This is a genomic window from Hydrogenophaga sp., from assembly GCF_028698005.1.
Classification (GTDB): domain Bacteria; phylum Pseudomonadota; class Gammaproteobacteria; order Burkholderiales; family Burkholderiaceae_C; genus Hydrogenophaga.
Genome location: NZ_JAQVEJ010000042.1, coordinates 1 through 20,534, shown reverse-complemented (window position 1 = coordinate 20,534; position 20,534 = coordinate 1). Strand labels below are relative to the sequence as shown.

24 protein-coding genes are annotated in these 20,534 nt (G+C 66.1%); 22 read left to right on the top strand and 2 right to left on the bottom strand.

Features of this window, described 5'->3' with window-relative positions; genetic code table 11:
• A partial coding sequence (locus PHQ87_RS06560) for an SAM-dependent methyltransferase (RefSeq protein ID WP_300232305.1) occupies window positions 1-540 on the bottom strand: 540 nt, incomplete at its 3' end.
• 31 nt (window positions 541-571) lie between these two features.
• Complete coding sequence (locus PHQ87_RS06555) at window positions 572-1,168, bottom strand: Maf family nucleotide pyrophosphatase (RefSeq protein WP_300232304.1); 597 nt, start codon at window positions 1,166-1,168, stop codon at window positions 572-574.
• A 37-nt stretch (window positions 1,169-1,205) separates the two neighbouring features.
• On the opposite strand from PHQ87_RS06555, the gene PHQ87_RS06550 reads away from it, so the two are divergent.
• The 22 genes from PHQ87_RS06550 to PHQ87_RS06445 form a co-directional block, all read left to right on the top strand.
• The gene (locus tag PHQ87_RS06550) at window positions 1,206-1,751 is read left to right on the top strand and encodes a DUF177 domain-containing protein (RefSeq protein ID WP_300232303.1); all 546 of its coding nucleotides are present in this window, start codon (window positions 1,206-1,208) and stop codon (window positions 1,749-1,751) included.
• A gap of 181 nt (window positions 1,752-1,932) precedes the next feature.
• A complete protein-coding gene (rpmF, locus tag PHQ87_RS06545) occupies window positions 1,933-2,115 on the top strand; it encodes a 50S ribosomal protein L32 (protein WP_011794326.1) in 183 nt (60 codons plus the stop codon).
• A 217-nt stretch (window positions 2,116-2,332) separates the two neighbouring features.
• Window positions 2,333-3,394 carry a phosphate acyltransferase PlsX gene (gene plsX / locus PHQ87_RS06540; RefSeq protein WP_300232298.1) on the top strand — a complete coding sequence of 354 codons (1,062 nt, stop codon included), beginning with the start codon at window positions 2,333-2,335 and terminating at the stop codon, window positions 3,392-3,394.
• A gap of 20 nt (window positions 3,395-3,414) precedes the next feature.
• Entirely contained in the window at window positions 3,415-4,392 is a 978-nt protein-coding gene (locus PHQ87_RS06535; RefSeq protein ID WP_300232295.1) for a beta-ketoacyl-ACP synthase III, read from the top strand.
• 66 nt (window positions 4,393-4,458) lie between these two features.
• Window positions 4,459-5,409, top strand: coding sequence for an ACP S-malonyltransferase (fabD, locus tag PHQ87_RS06530; protein WP_300232293.1), 951 nt, complete (start codon window positions 4,459-4,461; stop codon window positions 5,407-5,409).
• 30 nt (window positions 5,410-5,439) lie between these two features.
• The gene (gene fabG / locus PHQ87_RS06525; protein WP_300232290.1) at window positions 5,440-6,201 is read left to right on the top strand and encodes a 3-oxoacyl-ACP reductase FabG; all 762 of its coding nucleotides are present in this window, start codon (window positions 5,440-5,442) and stop codon (window positions 6,199-6,201) included.
• A 111-nt stretch (window positions 6,202-6,312) separates the two neighbouring features.
• Window positions 6,313-6,552, top strand: a complete 240-nt coding sequence (gene acpP / locus PHQ87_RS06520; RefSeq protein ID WP_101047920.1) for an acyl carrier protein — start codon at window positions 6,313-6,315, stop codon at window positions 6,550-6,552.
• 6 nt (window positions 6,553-6,558) lie between these two features.
• Window positions 6,559-7,806, top strand: a complete 1,248-nt coding sequence (gene fabF, locus PHQ87_RS06515; RefSeq protein ID WP_300232285.1) for a beta-ketoacyl-ACP synthase II — start codon at window positions 6,559-6,561, stop codon at window positions 7,804-7,806.
• A 21-nt stretch (window positions 7,807-7,827) separates the two neighbouring features.
• Window positions 7,828-8,280: a hypothetical protein gene (locus PHQ87_RS06510; protein ID WP_300232283.1), complete on the top strand. Its 453-nt coding sequence runs from the start codon at window positions 7,828-7,830 to the stop codon at window positions 8,278-8,280.
• 40 nt (window positions 8,281-8,320) lie between these two features.
• Window positions 8,321-8,962, top strand: coding sequence for an RNA polymerase sigma factor RpoE (gene rpoE, locus PHQ87_RS06505; RefSeq protein WP_300232282.1), 642 nt, complete (start codon window positions 8,321-8,323; stop codon window positions 8,960-8,962).
• A 64-nt stretch (window positions 8,963-9,026) separates the two neighbouring features.
• Window positions 9,027-9,716: a sigma-E factor negative regulatory protein gene (locus PHQ87_RS06500; RefSeq protein ID WP_300232279.1), complete on the top strand. Its 690-nt coding sequence runs from the start codon at window positions 9,027-9,029 to the stop codon at window positions 9,714-9,716.
• A gap of 13 nt (window positions 9,717-9,729) precedes the next feature.
• Window positions 9,730-10,761 carry a MucB/RseB C-terminal domain-containing protein gene (locus PHQ87_RS06495; protein ID WP_300232277.1) on the top strand — a complete coding sequence of 344 codons (1,032 nt, stop codon included), beginning with the start codon at window positions 9,730-9,732 and terminating at the stop codon, window positions 10,759-10,761.
• Window positions 10,762-10,828: 67 nt separating this feature from the next.
• Window positions 10,829-12,301: a DegQ family serine endoprotease gene (locus PHQ87_RS06490; protein WP_300232275.1), complete on the top strand. Its 1,473-nt coding sequence runs from the start codon at window positions 10,829-10,831 to the stop codon at window positions 12,299-12,301.
• Window positions 12,302-12,792: 491 nt separating this feature from the next.
• The gene (gene lepA, locus PHQ87_RS06485) at window positions 12,793-14,604 is read left to right on the top strand and encodes a translation elongation factor 4 (RefSeq protein ID WP_300232273.1); all 1,812 of its coding nucleotides are present in this window, start codon (window positions 12,793-12,795) and stop codon (window positions 14,602-14,604) included.
• A complete protein-coding gene (gene lepB / locus PHQ87_RS06480) occupies window positions 14,604-15,587 on the top strand; it encodes a signal peptidase I (RefSeq protein ID WP_300232306.1) in 984 nt (327 codons plus the stop codon). Before lepA ends, lepB begins: the two co-directional genes overlap by 1 nt.
• Window positions 15,588-15,631: 44 nt before the next feature.
• Window positions 15,632-15,979: a DUF4845 domain-containing protein gene (locus PHQ87_RS06475; protein ID WP_300232271.1), complete on the top strand. Its 348-nt coding sequence runs from the start codon at window positions 15,632-15,634 to the stop codon at window positions 15,977-15,979.
• 46 nt (window positions 15,980-16,025) lie between these two features.
• Window positions 16,026-16,733, top strand: coding sequence for a ribonuclease III (rnc, locus tag PHQ87_RS06470; protein ID WP_300232269.1), 708 nt, complete (start codon window positions 16,026-16,028; stop codon window positions 16,731-16,733).
• A 5-nt stretch (window positions 16,734-16,738) separates the two neighbouring features.
• Window positions 16,739-17,770 (top strand): GTPase Era, encoded by a 1,032-nt coding sequence (gene era, locus PHQ87_RS06465; RefSeq protein WP_300232266.1) that lies wholly within the window; start codon window positions 16,739-16,741, stop codon window positions 17,768-17,770.
• Between the two features lie 366 nt (window positions 17,771-18,136).
• Complete coding sequence (gene recO / locus PHQ87_RS06460; RefSeq protein ID WP_300232264.1) at window positions 18,137-18,922, top strand: DNA repair protein RecO; 786 nt, start codon at window positions 18,137-18,139, stop codon at window positions 18,920-18,922.
• 41 nt (window positions 18,923-18,963) lie between these two features.
• Window positions 18,964-19,755 (top strand): pyridoxine 5'-phosphate synthase, encoded by a 792-nt coding sequence (locus PHQ87_RS06455; RefSeq protein WP_300232262.1) that lies wholly within the window; start codon window positions 18,964-18,966, stop codon window positions 19,753-19,755.
• Window positions 19,756-19,759: 4 nt separating this feature from the next.
• A complete protein-coding gene (acpS, locus tag PHQ87_RS06450; RefSeq protein WP_300232259.1) occupies window positions 19,760-20,149 on the top strand; it encodes a holo-ACP synthase in 390 nt (129 codons plus the stop codon).
• Window positions 20,146-20,534, top strand: a 389-nt coding sequence (locus PHQ87_RS06445; protein WP_300232257.1) for a glycoside hydrolase family 3 N-terminal domain-containing protein, incomplete at its 3' end; no start/stop codon positions are given. The genes acpS and PHQ87_RS06445, both read left to right, overlap by 4 nt.

Below are 20,534 nucleotides of genomic sequence, written 5' to 3'. Positions count from 1 at the left end.
CTGGATGCGTTTGAGACGTCCGCCCGGGTCGCTCGGGACGTAGCCGACAAAACAGAAGTGCTGGCCGTGCAGGCCGCTGGCCGCCAGGGCCAGCATCAGCGACACCGGCCCGACCAGCGGCGCGACGGGCACGCCGGCCGCGTGCGCCGCGCGCACCACCGAACTGCCCGGATCGGCGATGGCAGGCATCCCCGCTTCGCTGACGAGGCCCAGATCATGTCCGTCCAGGGCGGGCTGCAACAGCTGGCGTGCCTGTGCCTCATGGCCGTGGCCCGGTGTGTGATCGCCCTGCTTGTGCATCTGGCGCGGCATCTCGGCAATCCGCTGCGCCTGCAGCGGACAGGCGAGGGGATGGGTCAGGGAGACGCGCTTGAGGAAGGCGCGCGTGCTCTTGGCGTTTTCCGTCACCCAGTGCGTGATGCCGGCCGCCGCGCGCAGCGTGGCCTCGGGCAAGGTGTCCGTCAGGGGTGCGGCAGCGCTGCCGTCGGGCAGGCAGCCGAAGTCCAGCGGTGTCGGGACGAGATAAAGGGTGCCCGTCATGCCGGCGCCCCCCCGCTGTCGGCAGGGGGCTTCATGTGCCCAGCACCGGGATGCCCGCCGCGCGGATCAGGCGGCAGGTGCGGATCAGAGGCAGGCCCACCAGCGCGGTCGGGTCGTCGTTGTCGATGCGCTCCAGCAGCGCGATGCCCAGGCCTTCGCTCTTGGCGCTGCCGGCGCAGTCGTAGGGTTGTTCGGCGCGCAGATAGCTGTCGATCTCGGCATCGGACAGGTCGCGAAACACCACTTTCACCGGTGCGAGGTCCTGCGCCTCGAAACCGGTTTCCAGGCACACGACGGCCAGCGCGGTCTGGAAGATGACGGTGCGGCCGCTCATCCGGCGCAACTGCGCCATGGCGCGCTCGTGATTGCCGGGCTTGCCCAGGGGCTGTCCGTCGAGGTCGGCCACCTGGTCACTGCCAATGACCACGGCTTCCGGGTGCCGGCGGGCGACGTCGCGTGCCTTGGCCAGCGCCAGCCGCCGGGCCAGGGCTTCGGGTGTTTCACCGGGCTGGGGGGTCTCATCGACCTGCGGCGTGTCGGTGTCGAAAGGCAGGTTCAGCCGGGTCATCAGCTCGCGCCGGTAACGCGAGGTGGAGCCCAGGATCAGGGGGCGGACATGGTCACTCATGCACGATATTGTCGGCGCATTCTTTTACACTGCCGCCATGACGATTGCCGACAAGAAGCCCACCTGGAACCCTGACCGACTCGACGTGCTGGCCTTGGCGCGCGCCGGCGGCGAGCTCGGCGCCTCCGACCCGATCGGCCGCTATGCGCGGCTGTCGGATGCCGGCGTGCCGGGCGGTGCCGAACATGGCGTGATCTGGCGGGCTCAGGCCGAGTTGCGGGGCGAGGGTGCGCGGGCCGTGCCCTGGCTGCACCTGCAGGCGAATGCCGTGCTGTCCCTGACCTGCCAGCGCTGTCTGCAGGCGGTGGAAACGCCGCTCGAGGTGGATCGCTGGTTCCGCTTCGTGGCTGACGAGGCCACGGCCGAGGCCGAGGACGAGGACAGCGAAGAGGATGTGCTGGCGCTGGAGCCGCGGCCGAGCCTGCGTGAACTGGTCGAGGACGAGTTGCTCATGGCGTTGCCGCTGGTGCCCATGCACGAGGAGTGCCCGGCACCCCTGCCGCTGCCGGCACAGGAGGCGGCCGTTGAACCCGCGGAAGACAAACCCAGTCCCTTCGCCGCCCTGGCCAAGCTCAAACGGTAAGCCAGCGGGGCCGGTGCTTTCACAGGTGCCCGTCTTCACTGCTATAATGCTTGGCTTTGCGCTGGCATCCATTTCACCGAGGCACACGCCTGCGAAGTTCATTCGCCGGACGTGCCAGGGTCAAGGTTCGTGGCGCACCCTCAGACCATCCACCGATTTACCGGATTCCAAGGAGCCCAACATGGCTGTCCAGCAAAACAAGAAGTCGCCGTCCAAGCGCGGCATGCACCGTTCGCACAACGCCCTGACCGTCCCCGGCATTGCCGTGGAGCCGACCACGGGTGAAACCCACCTGCGCCACCACATCAGCCCCAACGGTTTCTACCGGGGTCGCCAGGTTCTGAAGAACAAGTCCGAAGCCTGATACGGTCCGGTTTCGCTGGCAGAATGTATCGACTCTGCCGCGAGCCGGTCGCAGGCGCCTACATCGGCACCGGCCCGCATGAGAATGCGGGCTTTTTTGTCGCTGTCCCGGCGCCAGGGGTGCCTTTGCCGGGATCGGGCCCGTGCGATGCGGGTGACCGGAGGAGGGTTTTTCCGTTTCCGTGGCGCACAGCGTGTGCTGCATTCAGAACATCGCCATGATCACCATTGCTGTCGATTGCATGGGGGGGGACATCGGTCCCGCAGCCACCCTGCCGGCGTGCGCGTCGTTTCTCGATGCTTGCCCCGACGCACAATTGCTGCTGGTGGGTCGCCCCGAGGCCATGGAGGGCTGGCCCCAGGTGGTGAAGCACCCGCGCTGTCGTGTGGTGCCGGCCACCGAGGTGGTGGCCATGGACGACCCCGTTGAAGTCGCGCTGCGCAAGAAGAAGGATTCTTCCATGCGCGTGGCGATCACTCAGGTCAAGGACGGCCAGGCGCAGGCCGCGGTATCGGCCGGCAATACCGGCGCGTTGATGGCCATCGCCCGCTACCTGCTCAAGACGATCGACGGGATCGACCGTCCGGCGATCGCCACACAAATGCCCAACAGCCGCGGCGAAGCCACCACGGTGCTGGATCTGGGTGCCAATGTCGATTGCACGGCCGAGCACCTGCTGCAGTTCGCTGTCATGGGTTCGGCACTGGTGCAGGCCACCGCCGGTCAGCCTTCACCAACGGTCGGCCTGCTCAATGTGGGCGAGGAAGCCATCAAGGGCAGCGAAGTGATCAAGCAGGCTGGGGCGCTGCTGCGCCGGGCGGCCATGACGGGTGACCTGAATTTCCATGGCAATGTCGAGGGCGACGACATCTTCAAGGGAACGACGTCCATCGTGGTCTGCGATGGCTTTGTGGGCAACGTCGCCCTCAAGGCCAGCGAGGGCCTCGCGGCGATGGTGGGCAGCTTCCTCAAGCAGGAGTTTTCTCGCAGCATTTCCGGAAAATTGGCGGCGATCGTTTCCTATCGGGTGCTATCTGCATTCAAAAACCGGGTAGATCACCGTCGCTACAACGGCGCGGCATTGCTGGGATTGCGTGGTCTGGTGTTCAAGAGCCATGGCTCGGCGGATGCCTTCGCGTTCGAGCACGCGCTGCGGCGGGCTTATGATGCAGCCCACAACCACCTGCTCGACCGTGTGCAGGAGCGCATCGCCCACGCGGCACCTCTGATGTCCGTGGCGATGCAGGCCACCGATGTCGGTGGTCGGACGATCGCCTGAACGAACCTGTTTTTCTGCGCATGACCCGCTACGCCCGCATCACCGGCACCGGCAGCTGCCTGCCACCCCGCCAACTGACCAATGCCGACATGGTCGATCTGCTGGCCAAGCGCCAGATCGAGACCAGCGACGAGTGGATCGTCGAACGCACCGGTATCCGTGCCCGCCATTTCGTCGACGACGGTGTGAATGCCAGCGATCTGGGTGCCGAAGCGGCCCGCCGGGCCATGGCTGCGGCCGGCGCGCAGCCGTCCGAGATCGACCTGATCATCGTCGCGACATCGACGCCCGACATGGTCTTTCCTGCCACGGCGGCCATCATCCAGCACAAGCTGGGCATTGCCGGCTGTCCGGTCTTCGACGTGCAGGCGGTCTGCAGTGGCTTCATCTATGCCCTGAGCGTGGCCGACGCCATGATCAAGGCGGGCTCGGTCAGCAAGGCGCTGGTCATCGGCGCCGAGGTGTTCTCGCGCCTGCTCGATTTCAACGACCGCACCACTTGCGTGCTGTTCGGCGATGGTGCCGGTGCCGTGGTGCTGGAGGCGTCGGATCGCCCGGGCATCCTGGCCAGCGCGCTGCACGCAGACGGCCAGCACGTCGGCATTCTGTGTGTGCCGGGCCATGTCAACGGCGGCCAGGTGCTGGGCGACCCGCTGCTCAAGATGGACGGTCAGGCCGTGTTCAAGCTCGCGGTCGGTGTGCTGCACGACGTGGCGAAAGAGGTGCTGCAGAAAGCCGGCAGAACCGAGGCGGACATCGACTGGCTGGTGCCGCACCAGGCCAATATCCGCATCATGGCCAGCACCGCCCGCAAGCTCAGGATGTCCATGGACAAGGTCGTGGTGACCGTGGACCAGCACGGCAACACCTCGGCGGCCTCGATTCCCCTGGCACTCGATCACGGCGTCCGTGCCGGACAGATCAAGCCGGGTGATACCTTGCTGCTCGAAGGCGTCGGCGGCGGCTTCACCTGGGGCGCGGTGCTGGTCGATTTCTGATTTCAGGGCCCTGATCGGTTGATGGGCATGTGCGGCTCCGTCCGCGACAAGGAAACCTGTTTCGTCATGAGTCAATTCGCATTTGTTTTTCCGGGCCAGGGCTCGCAGTCCGTTGGCATGCTCGATGCCTGGGGGGACCACCCCGTGGTGGCCGAGACCCTGAAGGAGGCGTCCGACGCGCTGGGCGAGGACGTGGGGCGGTTGATCCATGAAGGTCCGAAGGAGGCGTTGGCCCTGACCACCAATACCCAGCCGGTGATGCTGGTGGCGGGTGTGGCGGCCTGGCGTGTCTGGCGCGCCGAGGGCGGTGCGCTGCCCGCCGCGGTGGCCGGTCATTCGCTGGGCGAGTACAGCGCGCTGGTGGCCTCCGGCGTGCTGACGCTGGCCCAGGCGGCGCCGCTGGTGCGTTTCCGCGCCGCAGCCATGCAGGAGGCGGTGCCGGTGGGCGCCGGTGCCATGGCGGCCATTCTGGGCATGGACGCGGACAGGGTCCGTGCCGGCTGCGCGGAGGCGCAGGCGACGTTCCCGGCCGGGAGCACCGAGGTGGTCGAGGCCGTGAACTTCAACGATCCGGCCCAGACCGTGATCGCGGGCAGCAAGGCGGCGGTCGAGAAGGCCTGCGAGGTGCTCAAGGCGGCTGGTGCCAAGCGTGCCTTGCCGCTACCGGTGTCGGCCCCGTTCCATTCGAGCCTGATGAGGCCCGCCGCCGACCGGCTGCGCGAGAAGCTGGCGCAGACCGAGCTGGCTGTCCCGCAGATACCCGTCATCAACAACATCGACGTGGCCGTGGAAACCGACCCCGAGCGCATCCGCGATGCGCTGTACCGTCAGGCCTTCGGTCCGGTGCGCTGGGTCGAGTGCGTGCAGGCGATCAAGGCACGCGGTGCCGACCGGATCGTCGAGTGCGGCCCCGGCAAAGTGCTGGCGGGCATGACGCGCCGCATTGATGCCGCTCTGACGGGGGTGGCGTTGTACGATCCGGCCACACTGGCCGAGGTCAGGGCGCTGCTGGCCTGAGGTCCTACCATACTGAATCAGGAGAGCCATATGCCAGAGAACACAATCGCCGGGCAGGTCGCCCTCGTCACCGGTGCCTCGCGCGGGATCGGCGCAGCCATTGCGAGCGAGTTGGCCGCACGCGGCTGCGTGGTGATCGGCACGGCCACCACCGACGACGGGGCCGCCAGGATTTCATCGGCGCTCGCCGCCGTGGCCGGTGCCGGTGCGGGCAGCCGTGGCGCGCGCCTCGATGTCAATGACGGGGCGGCGGTGGATACGCTGATCGATGAGATCGTCAAGTCCCAGGGTGCGCTGCACGTGCTGGTCAACAATGCCGGCATCACGCGCGACATGCTGGCCATGCGCCTGAAGGACGAGGAGTGGGATGCGGTGCTGGACACCAACCTGAAGGCGGTGTTCCGCTGCTGCCGTGCCGCCATCCGCCCGATGATGAAGCAGCGCTATGGCCGCATCATCAGCATCACCAGCGTGGTGGGCGCTGCCGGCAATCCCGGTCAAGCCAACTACGCGGCGGCCAAGGCCGGTGTGGCCGGCATGACGCGCGCGCTGGCACGCGAGCTGGGCAGTCGCCGGATCACGGTCAACTGCGTGGCGCCCGGTTTCATTGAAACCGATATGACGGCCTCCCTGCCCGAGGCGCAACAGCAGGCGCTGCTCGGTCAGATCCCGCTGGGTCATCTGGGCAAGCCGGCGGACATCGCCCACGCGGTGGCCTACCTGGCCAGCCCGCAGGCGGGCTACGTCACCGGCCAGGAACTGCACGTCAATGGTGGCATGTTCATGGCCTGAGGCGCCGCCTCTCCCATCACCCCGGGCGAGGCCGCCCGGCGGGCGGGCTGGGGGATCGTTCCCGGCCCGGCTAAAATACCAGTTTGTTCTCAACCACCCTCAGAGGGACTTATGAGCGATATCGAAGCACGTGTGAAGAAAATCATTGCCGAGCAACTCGGCGTGGAAGAGGGTCAGGTGACCAACGAGAAGGCCTTCGTGGCCGATCTGGGCGCCGACTCGCTCGACACCGTGGAGCTGGTGATGGCCCTCGAAGATGAATTCGGTATCGAGATTCCCGACGAGGACGCCGAGAAGATCACCACCGTGCAAAACGCGATCGACTACGCCGTCGCCCATCAGAAAGCCTGATCGCCCATGAGCCGTCGCCGTGTCGTCGTGACCGGCCTGGGCTGCATCTCGCCCGTGGGCAACACGGTGCAGGACTCCTGGGCCAACCTTCTTGCTGGCCAGTCTGGCATTGACCTCATCACCCAGTTTGACGCGAATGCGTTTGCGTGCAAATTTGCGGGCGAGGTCAAGGGCTTCAACATCGCGGACTACATCCCCGAGAAAGAAGCGCGCCACATGGACCGCTTCATTCATCTCGGGCTGGCTGCTGCCTGCCAGGCGGTGGCCGACGCCGGCTTGCCGACGGGCGAAGCCCTGGGTGAGGAGGAGGCCACGCGTATCGGTGTGAACATCGGGTCGGGCATCGGCGGCTTGCCGATGATCGAGCAGACCCATGCCGAACTGGCGGCCCGGGGTCCGCGGCGCATCTCGCCGTTCTTCGTGCCGGCGTCGATCATCAACATGATCTCCGGCCACGTGTCGATCAAATTCGGCTTCAAGGGGCCGAACATCGCGGTTGTCACGGCCTGCACGACGGGCCTGCACGCCATCGGCCTGGCCGCGCGCATGATCGAGTCGGGCGATGCCGACGTCATGGTCGCCGGTGGTGCAGAGGCCACCGTTTCGCCACTGGGTGTGGGCGGATTCGCCTCGGCCCGGGCATTGTCCACGCGCAATGACGACCCCAAAACGGCGTCCCGCCCATGGGACAAGGGCCGCGACGGCTTCGTGCTCGGCGAAGGTGCCGGTGTTCTGGTGGTCGAGGAATACGAGCATGCCAAGGCGCGCGGTGCCCGCATCTATGCGGAAATCGCCGGGTTCGGCATGAGCGGTGACGCCTACCACATGACCGCACCCGACATCGAGGGGCCACGCCGCTCCATGGTGGCGGCCCTGCGCAATGCGGGCGTGAATCCGGACGAGGTCCAGTACCTCAATGCCCATGGCACCTCCACGCCGCTGGGCGACCTGAACGAAACCAATGCCATCAAGGCGGCATTGGGCGAGCACGCCAAGAAGGTGGTGGTGAACTCCACCAAGTCGATGACCGGCCACCTGCTGGGTGGTGCCGGCGGCATCGAGAGCGTGTTCACCGCACTGGCCATCCACCACCAGAAAAGTCCGCCGACGATCAATATTTTCGAGCAGGACCCGGCGTGCGATCTGGACTACTGTGCCAATACCGCTCGCGACCTCAAGATCGATGTGGCCGTCAAGAACAATTTCGGTTTTGGCGGTACGAACGGTACCCTGGTGTTCCGGCGCCTGACCTGAAGACATTTCCGTCGTCTGGCCATGCGCAACGCCCCGTCGGTGATCCATCCGGTGGGGCGTTCGTTCTTTCTGGGACTGCTGCTGGTGTGCCTGGCTCTGGCCGCGGTGGCCGTGGTTGCTGTCTGGGCGCTGACACCGGTGGAGGCACAGCGCGGCCAGCCTGCTCTGGTGGCGGCCCTGGTGGCCTGTGTGCTCTGGGGTGCGTGGGCGTCCGTCTGCTGGTGGCGCAGTCCCGAAGGCCGTCTGGAATGGCGGGACCGGGGTTCATATGCCGATGGCATCGAAGGCAGCTGGTTCTGGCACGGGGCGGCACCACAACCCCGGCTGCTGCATCGGGCGCCCGAGCTGGTGCTGGATTTGCAGCGGGTGGTGCTGGTGCGCCTGGATGGCCGGTGGATCTGGCTGGAGGCGCGCTATGGTGCGGCCAGCTGGTGGGACCTGCGGCGCGCGCTGCTGGCGTCCGCGCCGGTGTGACCGGGCATAGGGTATATTGACCGGCCAGTTTCTCCTTCGCATGCGCCCAGACGACTCCCCGGTTCCACCCCCACCCAACAGCGACACCCAGTTGGTACAGCGTACCCTGGCGGGTGACTCGCGTGCATTCGATCTGCTGGTGCTGAAGTACCAGCGGCGTGTCGAGCGCCTGATCGGGCGCATGGTGCGGGATGTCGATCTGGTGCAGGACATCGCTCAGGAGACGTTCATCCGGGCCTACCGGGCGCTGGCGCAGTTCCGGGGTGATGCCCAGTTCTACACCTGGCTTTACCGCATTGCGGTCAATACAGCCAAGAAGCAGCTGATGGAGCTCAAGCGCGACCCGCTGGTGTTCCAGTCGCAGTTCAAATCGGCGGAGGAAGATGAAACTTCCGGTTCGGAACGCGAACTAACCCAAAGCGCTACCGATACCGAGACGCCGGATGCCGTGTTGGCCAGCAAGGAAATCGCCGAAGCGGTCAATGCGGCCATGGAAGCTCTGCCCGAAGAGCTGCGCATGGCCATCACCCTGCGCGAAATTGAAGGAATGAGCTACGAGGAAATCGCGCAAGCGCTGGACTGCCCGATCGGCACCGTGCGTTCGCGCATATTCCGGGCTCGCGAGGCGATTTCCGCCCGCATCAAGCCCATGCTGGACCGCCAGGGCGGCAAGCGCTGGTGATCCGTGCATGTGATGGATCTGTATCTGTATCTGTGTGTCGTCGAGCCAAGTCAGGATGTCAGTGATGAATGCCATTAGTCAGGATCAAGGCCGGACGCCGTTGTCGGTGGAGCCGTCCGACACCGCAGCAGCCCAGCGGATGTCGCTCTGGATGGACGATGAAGCGGATGCGGTTGAGCTGGATGCGGTGCTGGGTGCGCTGGATGCCGATCAGGAACTGGCGCTGACCTGGGCGTCCTACCACGTCATTGGCGAATCGCTGCGTCAGGAACTGCCCGAGCGCCTGGGGGCTCGTCCTGCCGTCTTCCTGGCGCGGGTGCACGAGCGCCTGGCCGCCGAGGCCGGTGCGCCTGCTGTGGAGATGGCCGCACCGGCTGCTGTGCGGGTGCAGCCCATCGTTCGCGGGCGAGCCGCCAATGATGCGCTGTTCCGCTGGAAGATGGCCGCTGGCGTTGCCTCGCTGGCAGCGGTGATGGCCGTGGCCTGGGGCGTGCTGGGCAGCATGCCCTCCGGTCCGGGTGCCGGGGGACAGATGGCGGCAGCTCCGGTCGGCAACGTGGTGGCGGTCAGCGAGGCCGTGCCACAGACGGCGGCGCCGTCCACCGTGGTGATCGAGACGCCGCAAGGCACCATCGTGCGCGATGCACGCCTGATGCGTCTGCTGGCCGAGCATCGCCAGTACGGCATGTCCGCCCTGCAGATGCCGGCGGGCTTCCTGCGCAACGCCACGCACGATGGTGCGCCCAGTCGCTGAAAGGGTCGGGTCGATGTTGTCGGCACATTCCCGCAGAGATTCGACGTCGGGCTCGCCTTCGGCACTGGCCCGTGCGGTGCGGCGCTGGGGCTCGGCCTCGCTGGTGGCGGTATCGGTGGTCTGCTCGGGTGCGGCCTGGGCCGACAGTTCGCGCAGCATCAACGAGTGGCTCAGCCGCCTGCACGAGGCATCGCGAGAGCGGGCCTATGTCGGCACCCTGGTGGTGTCGGCCGGCCCGGCGATGTCGGCTTCCCGGATCTGGCATGTGTGCGACGGTTCGCAGCAAATGGAGCGCGTCGAAACGCTCACTGGCGCACCCCGCACCACCATCCGGCGCAACAACGATGTGATCACCTTCGATCCGGAGAGCCGTACGGCCTGGACCGAAAAGCGCGAGTCTCTGGGCGTCTTCCCCGAGTTGCTGCGCACACCCAGCAACCTGATTCCCGAGTTCTACGGTGTTGACGAGCTGTCGCACGAGCGCGTGGCCGGGCACATGGCGGACGTGATCGAGTTGATGCCCAAGGATGCACTCAGGTTTGGCTACCGCATCTGGTCGGAGAAGAAAACCGGCCTGGTGATCAAGATGCAGACCCTGGACGAGAGCCGTCAGGTGCTCGAGCAGGTGGCCTTCACCGAGTTGCAGTTCGATGCGCCGGTGCGCATGGACAAGCTCAAGCGCATGATGGCCGATACCAAGGGCTACGAGGTGTTGCGGCCGAGTCTGCGCAAGACCACTCCCGAGGCCGAGGGCTGGCGCATGCGCGATGTGGTGCCCGGTTTCCAGACGGTCAGTTGCCATGTGCGCGATCAATCGGACGGGGGCTCGCCGCCGATGCAGTGGGTGTTTTCAGATGGTCTGGCATCCGTCTCCCTTTTCATTGAACCCTTTGATCCGGTGCGCCACGGTGACGCGGGTCAGGCCGTTGCCGGTGCCACACATTCCCTGACGCAACGCTTGGGCAACCACTGGCTGACCGTCATGGGTGAGGTACCTCTGGCGACCTTGCGCTTGTTTGCGCAAGGCATTGAGCGTACGCGCTGATGCGCAAATAGCCCCGTGCCATCCGAACGGCACCTGTTGTTTCCGTATCCTGTTTGAAGTCTGAAAAATGAAACGCGATATCCGATATGTGCTGGCATCTGGCCTGAGCGCCCTCGTGCTGGGGGCGGGTGCTTCCATGATGAGCCTGCCTGCGCAGGCGCAGCCCGGTGGCGCCATCGTGCACGGGCTGCCCGACTTCACGGCGCTGGTCGAGCAGGCCGGACCCTCGGTGGTCAATATCCGGACGATGGCGCGGGCCAGTGCCGGCATGGGCGAGACCGGACCGGATGAGCAGATGCTCGAATTCTTCCGCCGCTTCGGCATCCCCATCCCGCCGGGCATGACACCGCGTGGGCCGCGTCCGGAGCGGGGTGGCAACGATGAAGCCGTGCCACGCGGGGTGGGGTCCGGGTTCATCCTCAGCAGCGACGGCATGATCATGACCAACCACCACGTGGTCGAGGGCGCTGACGAGTTGATCGTGACGCTGGCGGACAAGCGCGAATTCAAGGCCAAACTCGTGGGCAGCGACCAGCGTACCGATGTCGCGGTGGTCAAGATCGAGGCCACGGGACTCAACGCCGTGCGCATCGGCGATGTCAATCGCCTGCGGGTGGGCGAGTGGGTGATGGCCATCGGCTCGCCATTCGGGCTGGAGAACACGGTGACGGCGGGCATCGTGAGCGCCAAGCAACGCGACACGGGCGATTACCTGCCCTTCATCCAGACCGACGTGGCCATCAATCCCGGCAATTCGGGTGGGCCACTGCTGAACATGCGCGGCGAGGTGGTCGGCATCAACAGCCAGATCTACTCACGCTCGGGGGGCTTTCAGGGCATCTCCTTCGCCATTCCGATCGACGAGGCCATGCGGGTTGCCGAGCAGCTCAAGGCCAGTGGTCGCGTGACGCGTGGACGCATTGGCGTGCGCATCGACCAGGTCAGCAAAGAGGTGGCCGAGTCCATCGGCCTGGGGCAGCCGCGCGGTGCACTGGTGCGGGCGGTCGAGCCGGACTCGCCGGCGGCCAAGGCGGGCATCGAAGCGGGTGACATCATCATCCGTTTCGATGGCAAGGAGGTGGAGAAATCCGCCGATCTGCCGCGCATCGTCGGCAATACCCGGCCGGGCACGCGTGCGGCTATCACGGTGTTCCGCCGGGGGGCGAAAAAGGATTTGTCGATCACGGTGGCCGAACTGGAGCCCGAGCGCTCCGCCAGCAGCAGCGGCGGCGCGCCGGCGACGCCACCCTCGGCGACCGTCAATGCGAAGGCGCTGGGCCTGACGCTGGCCGAACTGAGCGCTGCGCAGAAAAAAGACCTGGGTGTGCAGTCGGGTGTGGCCGTGCTGGCAGTCGAGGGTCCGGCCGCGCGGGCCGGTTTGCGCGAGGGTGATGTGATCCTGGCGGTTGCCAATACCGAAACCCCCAACCTGGCCGAGTTCGACAAGGTGCTCTCGCGCCTGGACAAGACCAGGGCGGTGAACGTCCTGTTCCGCCGGGGCGAGTGGGTGCAGTATGTGGTCATCCGCCCGATGCGCTGACAGGGACTGACCCGACCTCGCCAGGCCCCCAAGACCCAGAAGGCTTGGGGGTTTTTGTCGGTCGGTGCCAATTTGCGACACCAGCAATTTCACTATCCACTTTGGTCAGTCGATTGTTGGTATATGTTTGTGAGCACAAACTTGCCTGCGGGTGTCTGCCGATGATTCGGTAGAATCCGCGCCCGAGGGGATGCTTTCTTCGATCACCTTGAATGGTCGTTCATCATGCGGGATGTGCACAGCTTGTCCCGAACCCATTCACAAGTCCTGCACAGTTTTTGGTCAAAATCTGTGTGCAAGCTGTGGATATTTATCGTGTTGCTGCGTCGCAACAAACAGGCGAACGGGAAGCCGGGGTGTGCAGGATGGGCTTTTTGCCTACAATGAAACCCCAACTATCGCAGTTGCCATTGATTGTTGGTTATGGGCGCGTCAACCCCTGACGCGCCCTTTTTTTGCACCGGTGCCAAGCCGGGTTCCTGGTAGTTCTGATGAACCACATCCGCAATTTTTCCATCATCGCGCACATCGACCATGGCAAGTCCACCCTGGCTGACCGCATCATTTCGCTGTGCGGTGGCCTGTCTGCGCGCGAGATGAGCGAGCAGGTGCTCGACTCCATGGATCTCGAAAAGGAGCGGGGCATCACGATCAAGGCGCAGACGGCGGCACTGACGTACAAGGCGCGCGACGGCAAGGTCTACAACCTCAACCTCATCGACACCCCGGGCCACGTGGACTTCTCCTACGAGGTGAGCCGCTCGCTGTCGGCGTGCGAGGGCGCGCTGCTCGTGGTTGACGCTTCGCAAGGTGTGGAGGCACAGACGGTGGCCAACTGCTACACCGCGCTCGACCTGGGTGTGGAAGTGCTGCCGGTGCTCAACAAGATGGATCTGCCCCAGGCCGATCCCGACAACGCCAAGCAGGAAATCGAGGACGTGATCGGGATCGATGCGAGCGATGCCGTGCCGTGCTCGGCCAAGACCGGCATGGGTGTCGAAGACATTCTGGAGATGGTGGTCGCCAGGGTGCCGCCGCCGAAGGGCAATCCCGAGGCGCCGCTGCGCGCCATGATCATCGACAGCTGGTTCGACAACTACGTCGGTGTTGTGATGCTGGTGCGCGTGGTCGATGGCCGCCTGGACCGGGGCGACAAGATCAAGCTCATGGCCACGGGGGCGCTGTACAACGCAGAAAAACTCGGCGTGTTCACGCCAGCCAACGAGCCGCGCAGCGCCCTGGAGGCGGGCGAAGTGGGCTACATCATCGCCGGCATCAAGGAGCTCAAGGCGGCCAAGGTGGGCGACACCGTGACGGCGGTCAAGACCAGCAGCGGTGCCAACCTGGTGGCTGCCACCGAGCCGCTCCCGGGCTTCAAGGAAGTCAAGCCGCAGGTGTTCGCGGGGCTGTACCCCTCCGAGGCGAGCGAGTACGACCAGTTGCGTGATGCGCTGGAGAAGCTCCAGCTCAACGACGCCGCCTTGCGCTACGAGCCCGAAGTGTCGCAGGCGCTGGGCTTCGGCTTCCGCTGCGGTTTCCTGGGGCTGCTGCACATGGAGATCGTGCAGGAACGCCTGGAGCGTGAGTTCGACCAGGATCTGATCACCACCGCCCCGAGCGTGGTGTATGAGGTGGTCAAGGGCGACGGCGAGGTGATCCTGGTCGAGAACCCCTCGAAGATGCCCGATGCCGGCCGCATCGAGGAAATCCGCGAGCCCATCGTGACCGTGCACCTGTACATGCCGCAGGAATACGTGGGCCCTGTCATGACACTGGCCAACCAGAAGCGCGGCGTGCAGATCAACATGGCCTACCACGGCAAGCAGGTCATGTTGACCTACGAGATGCCGCTTGGCGAGATCGTGCTGGATTTCTTCGACAAGCTCAAATCGGTCAGCCGTGGCTACGCATCCATGGACTACGAGTTCAAGGAGTACCGCAAGTCGGATGTGGTCAAGGTCGACATGCTGCTCAACGGCGAAAAGGTCGATGCGCTGTCCATCATCGTGCACCGCAGTCAGGCCCAGTACCGCGGCCGTGCCGTGGCGGCCAAGATGCGCGAGATCATCAGCCGTCAGCAGTTCGACGTGGCCATTCAGGCTGCCATCGGTGGCAATGTCATTGCGCGTGAGACCATCAAGGCGCTGCGCAAGAACGTGCTGGCAAAATGCTACGGTGGCGACATCACCCGCAAGCGCAAGCTCCTCGAGAAACAGAAAGCAGGCAAGAAACGCATGAAGCAGATTGGTTCGGTCGAAGTGCCCCAGGAGGCTTTCCTGGCGATTCTGCAGGTGGAGGAATGATGCCGGCCATGGGAGGGCTGACCGCCGTGATCCTGGCGGTCTTTGCCGGGTATGCGGGAGCCTGGTATCTGGGTGCCGTGCAGGGCAATTTTTCCCTGCTGCTCATGCTGGCCACGGTGGTGACCGGCCTGTACTGGCTGGCGGAGAAGCTGGTGTTTCTGCCGCGCCGCCGTCATGCGGTCGAGCGTTTCGATGCCCAGCGGCAGGAGCGCCAGCGTGCCTTGCAGTCACAGGGCTTCCAGCCGGAGCCGGCCGAAGAAGCCCAGGCAAGCCGCACCCGCCATGATCTGCTGGCCCAGCCCTGGTGGCTGGACTGGACCGCCGGGTTGTTCCCCGTGATCCTGGCGGTGTTTGTGCTGCGCTCTTTTCTGTTCGAGCCGTTCAAGATTCCCTCGGGCTCGATGGTGCCCACCCTGCGCGTGGGCGACCTGATCCTGGTCAACAAATTCCACTACGGCATCCGTATGCCGGTGTTCAATCACCTGCTGGTGGCCAACCATGAGCCGCAGCGTGGTGATGTCATGGTGTTCCGCTACCCGCCGCAGCCGAGCCTGGACTACATCAAGCGGGTGGTCGGGGTGCCGGGTGACGTGGTGGCCTACTTCAACAAGCAACTGACCATCAATGGCCAGCCGGTGCCCAAGGTGGCGCAGAGCGATTTCTTCGACAGCGAGACCATGCGCTATTCGAAGCAGTTCGAAGAGGTGTTGGGCGACAGGCGCTACGCCACCCTCAACGATGACGAGCGCCCCGCCTTCGTGCCGGGTGCCAGCGATTTCCCCTACCGGGACCACTGCCGCTACAGCGTGGAGGGCGTGGAGTGCAAGGTGCCGCCCGGCCACTATTTCATGATGGGTGACAATCGGGATAATTCGCTGGATTCGCGCTACTGGGGCTTTGTTCCGGAGCAGAACATCGTTGGCAAGGCGTTCTTTGTGTGGATGAATTTCGGCGACATGAGCCGGATTGGCCGTTTCGAATAGGCTGCACAGCACAAACCGCATCATCTGAAGGAGGGCAAACTGTCATGCAACTTCAACGCAAGCAGCGTGGACTGACGTTCATCGGTCTGCTGCTCGTCGGCACGCTCGTGGCGCTGGCGGTCGTGGTGGTGGCGCAGGTCATTCCGACCTACATCGAGTACCTGGCCGTGCACAAGGCGGTCAGGAAATCGGCAGGGGGCTCGACGGTGGCCGAGGTCCGGGCCATTTTTGACAGGGCGGCCCAGATCGACGATATCCGCACGATCGCCGGCAAGGACCTCGACATTGGCAAACAGGGCGATCAGGTGGTGGTCCGCTTTGCCTACAGCCGCGAAATCCATCTGGCGGGGCCGGCCTACCTGGTGATGAAGTACGAGGGGGCCTCGAACTGATGGCGGCATGGCGGCACGAGGTCCTGGTCGCAGACCGGAGCAGGCCTTGACGGCCGGTCTGGAGCGTCTGGCACAACGGCTTGGGCACCGTTTCCAGCAGCCGAAGCTGCTGGAGCGTGCCCTGACGCACCGCAGTTTTTCCGCCGACCACAACGAGCGCCTGGAGTTCCTGGGTGACTCCGTGCTCAACCTGGCCATTTCCGGGTTGCTGTTCGAGCGGCTGCGTGATCTGCCCGAAGGCGACCTGTCGCGGATCCGCGCCAACCTGGTCAAGCAGGACACGCTGCACGGTATCGCCGCAGGCCTGGAGCTGTCGGCGTGCCTGCGCCTGGGCGAGGGCGAGAAGCGGTCTGGTGGGCAAAAGCGTCCTTCCATCCTGGCCGATGCGCTGGAAGCCGTGATCGGGGCGGTGTACCTCGATGCCGGGTTCGAGGCGGCCAGGGCGCTGGTGCATCGGCTGTACGCCGATATCCAGTTGCATGCCGGCATGCACGCCATGGACAAGGATGGCAAGACCGCCTTGCAGGAGTGGCTGCAGGCCCGCAAAATGAAACTGCCCGAATACCGCGTGGTGGCGACCACGGGCGAAGCGCACCGCCAGACCTTCGAGGTGGCCTGCGTGGTGGCCGAACTGGGGCTGACCGAGTGCGGCACCGGAGCCTCGCGCCGGGCCGCCGAGCAGGCCGCGGCGGCAGCGATGCTGCGCGCGCTCACGACATCCTCTGGCCGTCCGGCCGCTGTCCGAAAGAACTGATACCCATGTCCAAGCCTTCCGATCCCGCGAACGCCCCGGCGCCGGCGGGCGTCAACGACCTCGAGGCCATGCTCGCGCGCGCCTTGGGCCGACCGGGTCCGTTGACCGGGGGTGACGATGCACCGCTGCCGGCCGAAGCGCCGGTCGTGGCGCCGCAGGAGCAGCGCTGTGGCTTCGTCGCCATCGTGGGCAAACCCAATGTCGGCAAGTCGACCCTGCTCAACGCCCTGGTCGGACAGAAGATCAGCATCACCTCGCGCAAGGCGCAGACCACGCGCCACCGCATCACCGGCTACCGCACGGTGGGGCGCAGCCAGTTCGTGTTCGTCGATACCCCGGGTTTCCAGACCCGCCATGGCAACGCGCTGAACCGCTCGCTGAACAAGACGGTGCTCGGCGCGGTGGCCGACGTCGACCTGATCCTGTTCGTGGTCGAGGCCGGGCGCTTCAATCTGGCCGACGCCAAGGTGCTCGATCTGCTGCCCAAGGGCATTCCGGTGGTGCTGGTGGCCAACAAGTTCGACCTCATCCACCGGCGCGGCGAACTCGCGCCGTGGCTGCGCTCGATGCAGGAGCGCCACGCCTTCGCCGAGTATGTGCCGATGTCGGCCAAGAATCCGAAGGACATTCAGCGCCTGTTCGGCATCTGCGAGACCTACCTGCCGCAGCAGCCCTGGATGCACGATCCGGAGGAACTGACCGATCGCAGCGAGCGCTTCATGGCGGCCGAGATGGTGCGTGAAAAGCTCTTCCGCCTGACCGGCGACGAGCTGCCCTACACCTCCACCGTGGTGATCGACAAATTCGAGCAGGAAGGCACGATGCGCCGCATCGCGGCGACCATCATCGTCGAGCGCGAGGGCCACAAGGGCATGGTGATCGGCGAGAAGGGCGAGAAGCTCAAGCGCATCGGTACCGAGGCGCGCCAGGAGCTGGAAAAGCTGTGGGACACCAAGGTGTTTCTGGAGTTGTGGGTCAAGGTACGCTCGGGCTGGGCGGACGACGAGGCCCGTGTACGCTCGTTCGGTTATGAGTGATGCAGCCCCCACGCTCCGCCGCTGCGCGGGTCGCGCCTTGCAGGCCGCGGCATCGCCGGAGTCGATGCCTCTTCGTCCCGTCCAGCCCTGCGCAGGCAGGGCCGGAGCCGCGGTCCTCAGCCCCCCAAGGGGGTGCGGATTCAGCTTGGGGCGGCCCGGCGCTGAATCCAAGGCCCCCACGCTCCGCCGCTGCGCGGGTCGCGCCTTGCAGGCCGCGGCATCGCCGGAGTCGATGCCTCTTCGTCCCGTCCAGCCCTGCGCAGGCAGGGCCGGAGCCGCGGTCCTCAGCCCCCCAAGGGGGCGCGGATTCAGCTTGGGGCGGCCCGGCGCTGAATCCAAGGCCCCCACGCTCCGCCGCTGCTGTCCATGAGCAAACGGGTCCACGATGAGCCCGCGTTCGTCCTGCACCGCTACGACTGGAGCGAAACCAGCCTGATCCTGGAGGTGTTCGGGCGGGGCCAGGGGCGTATCGCGCTGGTGGCCAAGGGGGTCAAACGACCAACTTCGCAGTTCCGGCCGGTGCTGCTGCCGCTGCAGCCGCTGCTGCTGTCCTGGGGTGGCGAGGCCGAGGTACGCACGCTCAAGTCGGCCCAGTGGCAGGGTGGCCACGTCATGCCGACCGGCGACGCGCTGCTGGCGGGCAGTTACCTCAACGAGTTGCTGATGCGGCTGCTGGCGCGCGACGATCCCCATCCGCGGCTGTTCGACGACTATGCGCTCGCGGTGCAGCTGCTGTCCGAGCGCAGCGAGGCGCAACCGCTGATCCTGCGGGCGTTCGAGCTGGTGCTGCTGCGCGATGCAGGCTTCCTGCCCGACCTGGCGCGGGAGGGCAGTTCGCTGCAGCCGCTGGACCCGGCGCTGCCCTACGTGCTCCAGCCCGAGGCGGGTCTGCGCCAGGCGCATGCGGACGACCCGCACGTGATGGCCGGCCATGACTGGCTGGCGCTGCAGGCGGCGCTGGAGACGGATACCCCGCTGCTGGCGGCCATGCGCGCCAGCCTGCCGGTCATGCCCGCGCTGCGCGCGCAACTGCGGACCTTGCTGCACTACCATAGTGGTGTTCAGGTGTTCCGCACCCGCCAACTGATGCTGGATGCGCATGCCCTGACCCGGCCCCGCCCCGATGCGGTGCTGCCGCAGGCGCCAGCCTGAGCACGCCAACCTCACACCACCGACCGATCCCGCCGATCGCCATGACCTCCATCGCCGAACCGCACACCGGGCGCACTGCGCTGTCGGTGAACCTCAACAAGGTGGCTCTGGTGCGCAACACGCGCCATCTGGGCATTCCGTCCGTGACCCGGGCTGCAGCGCTGTGCCTGCAGGCGGGCGCACGCGGCATCACCGTTCACCCGCGCCCGGACGAACGACACATCCGCCGCCACGACGTGTTCGAGCTGGCCGAGCTGATGCGCCAGTGGCCCGACCGCGAGTTCAACATCGAGGGCAACCCGTTCCACAACCTCATGGAGATCGCGCGCGAGCTGCATGCCCGGGGGCTGCCCTTGCACCAGTTGACCTTCGTACCGGACAGCGAGGGCCAGTTCACGAGCGACCACGGCTGGAGCTTTCCGCAGGACGCCGAGCGCCTGCTGCCGGTGGTGGCCGAAGCCAGGACGCTCGGGGTCCGTGTGAGCCTGTTCATGGACCCGCTGCCCGCACAGATGGCGGCGGCGCGCGCTGTCGGCGCGGACCGGGTGGAGTTGTACACCGAGCCGTACGCCGCCGCCTGGGCCGATCCACAGGCGCGCGAGGTCCAGTTGCAGGCCTACCGTGCGGCCGCGGAGGCCGCGCTGGCTGCGGGCCTGGGGCTCAACGCGGGCCACGACCTCAACCGCGACAATCTGACGGAATTTCTGCGCGTGGTGCCTGGCATCAGCGAGGTGTCGATCGGCCACGCCCTGATCGCCGATGCGCTCGAGCTGGGCTACGCCACCACGGTGGCTGGTTACCAGCGCTGCATCGACGCGGCTTTCGAGGCCTGAGGCCATGATTTTCGGCATCGGCACCGACGTCTGTGACATCCGCCGCATCGAGGCCACGCTGGGCCGGCAGGGTGAGCGCTTCGTCCAGCGGGTGCTGGGGGCGTCGGAGTTGGCAATCTGGCAGCGCCGCAGCGCCAGCTGGCCCCAGCGCGGCGTGCGCTACCTGGCCACGCGCTTCTCGGCCAAGGAGGCCTTCTCGAAGGCCGTGGGCATGGGCATGCGCATGCCCATGACCTGGCGCGACTGCGAGATCCTCAACGAGCCCAGCGGCAAACCCGTGATCGTGCTGCATGGTGCATTGCGCGAGTGGTGCGAGGCGCGCGGTCTGCGGGCCCACGTCACCGTCACCGACGAAACCGACTACGCCGCGAGCTTCGTGGTGATCGAACAATGATGCATGCCCCCCTGATCATCGACGTGGCCGGCCTGGCGCTGACCGAGGACGACCGCCGACGTCTGGCGCATCCCCTGGTGGGCGGCGTCATCCTGTTCGGCCGCAACTGGCAGGACCGCGCGCAACTCACAGCCCTGTGCGGATCCATTCGCGCCGTGCGTGCCGACCTGCTGATCGCCGTGGACCACGAGGGTGGGCGCGTGCAGCGCTTTCGCAGCGACGGCTTCACCCACCTGCCGCCGATGGCACGCCTGGGTGCGCTGTGGATGGGCGCCGGTTCACCCGAGGGGGCGCTGCGGGCCATGAACGCCGCCACGGCGGCCGGCTACGTGTTGGGGGCCGAGCTGCGTGCCTGCGGCGTGGACCTGAGCTTCGCCCCGGTAGA

What these genes read in the sequence shown, in the direction of transcription:
- lepA (WP_300232273.1), top strand. Translation starts at nt 12,793, where the DNA reads ATGAACCACATCCGCAATTTTTCCATCATCGCGCACATCGACCATGGC.
- PHQ87_RS06550 (WP_300232303.1), top strand. Translation starts at nt 1,206, where the DNA reads ATGACGATTGCCGACAAGAAGCCCACCTGGAACCCTGACCGACTCGAC.
- PHQ87_RS06535 (WP_300232295.1), top strand. Translation starts at nt 3,415, where the DNA reads ATGACCCGCTACGCCCGCATCACCGGCACCGGCAGCTGCCTGCCACCC.
- fabF (WP_300232285.1), top strand. Translation starts at nt 6,559, where the DNA reads ATGAGCCGTCGCCGTGTCGTCGTGACCGGCCTGGGCTGCATCTCGCCC.
- PHQ87_RS06495 (WP_300232277.1), top strand. Translation starts at nt 9,730, where the DNA reads ATGTTGTCGGCACATTCCCGCAGAGATTCGACGTCGGGCTCGCCTTCG.
- fabD (WP_300232293.1), top strand. Translation starts at nt 4,459, where the DNA reads ATGAGTCAATTCGCATTTGTTTTTCCGGGCCAGGGCTCGCAGTCCGTT.
- plsX (WP_300232298.1), top strand. Translation starts at nt 2,333, where the DNA reads ATGATCACCATTGCTGTCGATTGCATGGGGGGGGACATCGGTCCCGCA.
- rpmF (WP_011794326.1), top strand. Translation starts at nt 1,933, where the DNA reads ATGGCTGTCCAGCAAAACAAGAAGTCGCCGTCCAAGCGCGGCATGCAC.
- PHQ87_RS06510 (WP_300232283.1), top strand. Translation starts at nt 7,828, where the DNA reads ATGCGCAACGCCCCGTCGGTGATCCATCCGGTGGGGCGTTCGTTCTTT.
- era (WP_300232266.1), top strand. Translation starts at nt 16,739, where the DNA reads ATGTCCAAGCCTTCCGATCCCGCGAACGCCCCGGCGCCGGCGGGCGTC.
- fabG (WP_300232290.1), top strand. Translation starts at nt 5,440, where the DNA reads ATGCCAGAGAACACAATCGCCGGGCAGGTCGCCCTCGTCACCGGTGCC.
- recO (WP_300232264.1), top strand. Translation starts at nt 18,137, where the DNA reads ATGAGCAAACGGGTCCACGATGAGCCCGCGTTCGTCCTGCACCGCTAC.
- acpS (WP_300232259.1), top strand. Translation starts at nt 19,760, where the DNA reads ATGATTTTCGGCATCGGCACCGACGTCTGTGACATCCGCCGCATCGAG.
- PHQ87_RS06455 (WP_300232262.1), top strand. Translation starts at nt 18,964, where the DNA reads ATGACCTCCATCGCCGAACCGCACACCGGGCGCACTGCGCTGTCGGTG.
- acpP (WP_101047920.1), top strand. Translation starts at nt 6,313, where the DNA reads ATGAGCGATATCGAAGCACGTGTGAAGAAAATCATTGCCGAGCAACTC.
- lepB (WP_300232306.1), top strand. Translation starts at nt 14,604, where the DNA reads ATGCCGGCCATGGGAGGGCTGACCGCCGTGATCCTGGCGGTCTTTGCC.
- PHQ87_RS06475 (WP_300232271.1), top strand. Translation starts at nt 15,632, where the DNA reads ATGCAACTTCAACGCAAGCAGCGTGGACTGACGTTCATCGGTCTGCTG.
- PHQ87_RS06490 (WP_300232275.1), top strand. Translation starts at nt 10,829, where the DNA reads ATGAAACGCGATATCCGATATGTGCTGGCATCTGGCCTGAGCGCCCTC.
- PHQ87_RS06500 (WP_300232279.1), top strand. Translation starts at nt 9,027, where the DNA reads ATGAATGCCATTAGTCAGGATCAAGGCCGGACGCCGTTGTCGGTGGAG.
- rpoE (WP_300232282.1), top strand. Translation starts at nt 8,321, where the DNA reads ATGCGCCCAGACGACTCCCCGGTTCCACCCCCACCCAACAGCGACACC.
- PHQ87_RS06555 (WP_300232304.1), bottom strand. Translation starts at nt 1,168, where the DNA reads ATGAGTGACCATGTCCGCCCCCTGATCCTGGGCTCCACCTCGCGTTAC.